This window comes from Sphaerobacter sp. (genome assembly GCF_019683595.1).
Lineage (GTDB): Bacteria > Chloroflexota > Chloroflexia > Thermomicrobiales > Thermomicrobiaceae > Sphaerobacter.
This window is the reverse complement of the sequence record NZ_JADGHZ010000241.1, coordinates 1-4,342: the sequence shown is the minus strand read 5'-3', so window position 1 is coordinate 4,342 and position 4,342 is coordinate 1. Positions and strand designations below refer to the sequence as shown.

Genomic DNA, 4,342 nt, shown 5'->3' with positions numbered 1-4,342 from the left:
GGGGTGGGTGTGAGTGCGTGGTGGGCTGTTGGGCTTGGCGTGAGCTTGGCGGCCAATGCGTTCTTCGTCTGGCGTGAAGCGCGTCGGGCGATGTGGCGCGTGAAGCGCCGTCAGAGCGGCGGCCGTGGCCGCCGGTCCTACTCGAGGAGGGGCAAGTCATGACGATGGAGACACCCCGACAGCGGCGCGGGCGGGTCGACGCTGGGCGACCGCGAGCTACAGCGCGAGATGTGCTGGGCATGTCGTGGGTGGTCGAGATGTATGGCATGCCGTTCGATCTGCTGCGACGCCTGGTTGGCACGTCGGACGGCGCGACGCGGCAGATGATCTATCGCTGGCGGCGGGCCGGTTGGGTGAGCACGGAGTACTTCGGCGGCCCGATGTGGCTGTGGGCGACGCGGGCAGGGATCGAGCGGTTTGGTCGGTACCCATACCAGGAGCGGCCGCCGTCGCAGGCTCGACTCGAGCACACCCGAGCGGTGATCGAGACCCGGCTGCGGCTTGAGGAGCGGTACGCCGACCGCGAGCTGAGCTGGGTGTCCGAGCGCGCCCTGCGCTACGAGCTGGGCTCGCGGCTTGGGTCGGCTGCCCAGCGGCAGCACGTTCCTGACGCGGTGATCGAGTACATCGCGGTGAGCACGGAAGGGGTCCCGTTCCAGCGGCGCGCCGCCGTGGAGGTAGAGCTGACGCCCAAGAGCGAGGCCCGGGCCGAGGAGATCGTGGGGCGGCTGAAGCAGGACGGCTACGACGAAGTGCTCTACGTCGTCTCCCGGCGGGCTCGCCCGCTGATGCAGCACGTGATCGAGAAGAAACGCCGGCAGCTGCCGCCGGGCGCGATGGACAAGGTGCGGCTGATCGACTTCGAGGAGGGACAGTGACAGCGACGCAAGTGAACGGATACCGCTCGGACTCGGCCGAGGCGCAGCGGGCGCGGCAGTGGCTGCGGCAGATGGTGGAGGAGCGGCAGCCGCTACCGGCAGGAGCGGCAGTCGGCCGCCAGTTCGGGCGGTCGGAACGGTGGGGCCGGGAACGAATCCGCGAGATCCGGCACGAGTACGGCCTGACCGATCCGGAAGATCAACTGCCGGTCACGCCCGGTTCGGAGCCGGTCCACGCGGCTCCGGCAGATGTGGCGGCAGACCGGCAGACCGAGCGGCAGGAAGCGGCAGCCGATCCGGGCCTGCGGGACGTGGCGAGTACGGCTCGCAAGGTGGTCAGCAGTGCCGCTATCGCGTGGCTGACCCGGGACCGGCAGGAGCGGCAGGCCGGGCCTGTGCCGGTGGCCGCGAAGTGGGCTGCCGGGTCTGCCGCGTTCGTGGCGACGGCTGCCGCGCTGGTGATCTCGTACGTGGAGGTCGCGGCGCTGGGCCGGACGGCAGGCATGAGCGGCGCGCTGGCGTGGCTGCTGCCACTGACCGCCGATGGGCTGCTGATGACCGGCCTGGTGACCGCGTGGGTGCGGTCCCGACGCGGCGACAGAGTGGGCGTACGCCCGGTGCTGGCGCTACTGGTAGGTGGCACGGCTACGGTAGCGGCGAACATCGCGGCGCGCTGGTTCGGCGTGGACACCGAGAGTGCGCAGAGTGCGCAGTTGTGGAGCTGGATTCCGCCGCTGATCGCGGGCTACGTGCCGGTGGCGGCAGCGCTGGCGGCTGAGCAGGCTCTCGCGCTGATCCGGGGCGGTGAGCGGCGATGAGGTGGCGAGAGGGAGCGCTGATCGGCGCCGGAGTCGTCGCGCTGCTGCTGCTGCCGGTCACGGTGCTGGCGCTACTGGTGGTGGCGTGGGCCTGGTACCGGGGTTGGTCACCGCTGCGGGCACGGTTCGTGGTGCTCGGCGCGTGGGCCCCTGTGGGCGTGCTGTGGTGGCCGATCGGGCTGTCACCGGTAGCAGCGTGGGACCAGGCGGTCCGGGTGGTGGCTGCCGAGGACGGCTGGTCACAGGGGCTCGCCCTGGTGCCGCTGCTGCCGATGATCGTTGCCCTGGGCGTCACCATCGGCGCGGTGGCCTGGTGGTCGATCTGGTACCGCGCCGAGCACGGCGGGATCAGGAACCCCCGGCGAGCTGGGGCGTGGCGGCACCGGCAGTGGGCTCGCGCGATGCGGCGCGCTCGCGGTGAGGCGCGGCGGCCGGGCCTGGTACCCACGCTGAGCCGCACGGGTGACCCGGTGCTGGGTCGGGCTGCCCTGGTCACGGAGGGCGTGGGCTCGCTGTCGACGCTGCCGCACGACGCCCGATTGTTGGTGATCGAGCAGGACGCGATCAACCGGCACCTGGTGGTGGTCGGGGAGCCGGGTGTGGGCAAGACCGTGCTGCTGCTGCGGCTGATGCGGGCCTACCTGGAGGGAGCCTGGCTGCGCCATGTCCACGATGGCGCAGACAGGCCCCTCCTCATTTTCCTCGACTGCAAGGGCGGCAGCGACGGGGAGGCCACCGCACGCAAGTTCTACGAGATGTGCCGGGCGCTGGGGATCGCCTCGGGCCGGATAGGGCTGTGGCCGTCCGAGGTCCGGTTGGACCTGTGGAGCCTGCCGCCGGAGCGGCTGTGCGAGGTCTTGGTGGAGATGGTCAAGGCCGCGCACCCGTTCTACGACGCGATGCGTGACGAGCTGGTGTACCTGGCGGTGTGCGCCCCGAAGGCGGGACCGCCGGTCTCGTCGGTGGACTTCGTGAAGCGGCTCAACAGCGAGTGGCTGGCCGACGCTTGGGACGGGTACCCGAGCGAGCTGGAGTCGATCCGGGAGAATCGGCAGCACTTCGCGGGGATCGCCGCCACGTACCGGGGGTTGTTCCGCCGGCTGGGCCGCACGCTGGACAGCGGCCGGCACCTGGGCGACTTCGACGCGGTGTGCCTGACCGTGGAGGGCACCGCGAACACCCGCACTGCTGGGGCGCAGGCTCAGGCTGTCGTGGAGCTGGTCACGGACCTGGCGGTACGCGGTGACCTGGACGGCAACTCGCGTCGGGTCCTGTTCGTGCTCGATGAGTTCTCGGCGGTCGCGGAGCGGGTGTCCATCGCGGAACTGATGGAGCGGTCCCGCTCGCTCGGCACGGCGGTGGTCATCGCAGCGCAGTCCTGGTACGGCCTGGGTGCGACCAACGACGACCGCGGCCGGGTGATCGCCGCGGCGGCCGGGGGCATCCTGCAGATGGCCACCAACGACCCTGAGCAGCTCGCAGCGCGTGGCGGCACCGGGATCCTGGTGGAGACCGGCACGCACCGCATGGAAAGCGGCTGGTGGGGCGATGAGGGCACCGGACGAGCCCAGCGGAGCATGGTGGTGGACCCGGACTGGGTCCGCGCCATGAGCAAGCACCCGGGCTCGGTGGTCTACATCCACGGCGGCCGCGCCGTGTGGGGCGTGGTGTCCATGCCGAACCTGGCCGATGACGCGCTGCTGCCGCTGCCGAACCCGGCTCGGGCCGCGATCACCCGGCATCAGCTGAGCGTGGTGACCCGGGGCAACCGGCTGCCGGTAGCGGAGCTGGAGGCTGGGCTGTCGTCCGTGACCGCCGCAGCAGATCAGGATCTCGAATGGGACGGTGGTCTGCGATGACAGCACGAGGGGTTCTCACGAGACTGAGCAGCATGACCGTACGGGACGCATTCTCGGTGATCGGCCTTCCGCCCGCGCGGTACACCGACGAGGAGCTGCACGCCGCCTACCGCCGGAAGGCCGCTGAGGTTCACCCGGACCGGGGCGGCTCCCGGGAGGCGTGGGACGAGCTGGAGGCCGCGTACGCGCTGCTGCTCACCCACGGCCAGGACTACGCCGCGCCGCCGTCTGGCAGCACAGACATGCTCGGCTCGCACACCTGGTGGCGGTGGCGTACCTCGGGGCGGCTGGTCCGGGTGCTGGTGGTGCTCGTGGTCGGCGCCCTGGTGGCGCTGCTGCTGTGGCAGCTGTTCCGCGAGGCCGCCTCGGTCGGAATTAGCTGGCAGTTCCCGGCGGTGTTCTCCGGCTACGTCGCCTCCTGGTGGCTGTGGTGGCTGTGGCGGGAGGCGGGCCGCCGGGCCGCGAAGCCGATCACCTGGTTCGGCGTGGACACCCGCTCCGCGACCGCCGAAGGCCTGCGCCAGGTCACCGCCTGGCTGAAGGCCAGGGCAAACGCCGAGGGGTACAGCGAGGAGCGCCCCTACAAGTGATCCAGCACTACAGAGCCCGCCGGGAACCCTGCGCCCGGCGGGCTCTGTGCTGTGTGGACGCCAGTGCGTCACAGCCCGGTCCTGGTGGTCATCTCCTCGGGCGGCAGGCTCGCCCCTACGCCGGGTTCTCCCCGGCCGCAAGGGGGGGTCCCCTTTGGGGTCCCTTGCGGCCGGGGGGGTTCCGGCGTAGGTAGATT

Annotated in this window: 4 protein-coding genes; all 4 read left to right on the top strand. The window is 71.3% G+C overall.

The window, feature by feature from the left end; genetic code table 11:
* Positions 1-158 precede the first annotated feature (158 nt).
* Genes IRZ30_RS15975 through IRZ30_RS15960 form a run of 4 tightly spaced genes read left to right on the top strand, consistent with a single transcriptional unit; the run spans position 159 to position 4,145 of the window.
* Positions 159-878 carry a hypothetical protein gene (locus IRZ30_RS15975; protein ID WP_294086569.1) on the top strand — a complete coding sequence of 240 codons (720 nt, stop codon included), beginning with the start codon at positions 159-161 and terminating at the stop codon, positions 876-878.
* A complete protein-coding gene (locus tag IRZ30_RS15970) occupies positions 875-1,696 on the top strand; it encodes a hypothetical protein (RefSeq protein WP_294086566.1) in 822 nt (273 codons plus the stop codon). The genes IRZ30_RS15975 and IRZ30_RS15970 overlap by 4 nt, the downstream gene beginning before the upstream one ends.
* A complete protein-coding gene (locus IRZ30_RS15965; RefSeq protein WP_294086564.1) occupies positions 1,693-3,555 on the top strand; it encodes a type IV secretion system DNA-binding domain-containing protein in 1,863 nt (620 codons plus the stop codon). Before IRZ30_RS15970 ends, IRZ30_RS15965 begins: the two co-directional genes overlap by 4 nt.
* 32 nt (positions 3,556-3,587) lie before the next feature.
* Entirely contained in the window at positions 3,588-4,145 is a 558-nt protein-coding gene (locus IRZ30_RS15960; RefSeq protein WP_294086563.1) for a J domain-containing protein, read from the top strand.
* Positions 4,146-4,342: the final 197 nt, after the last annotated feature.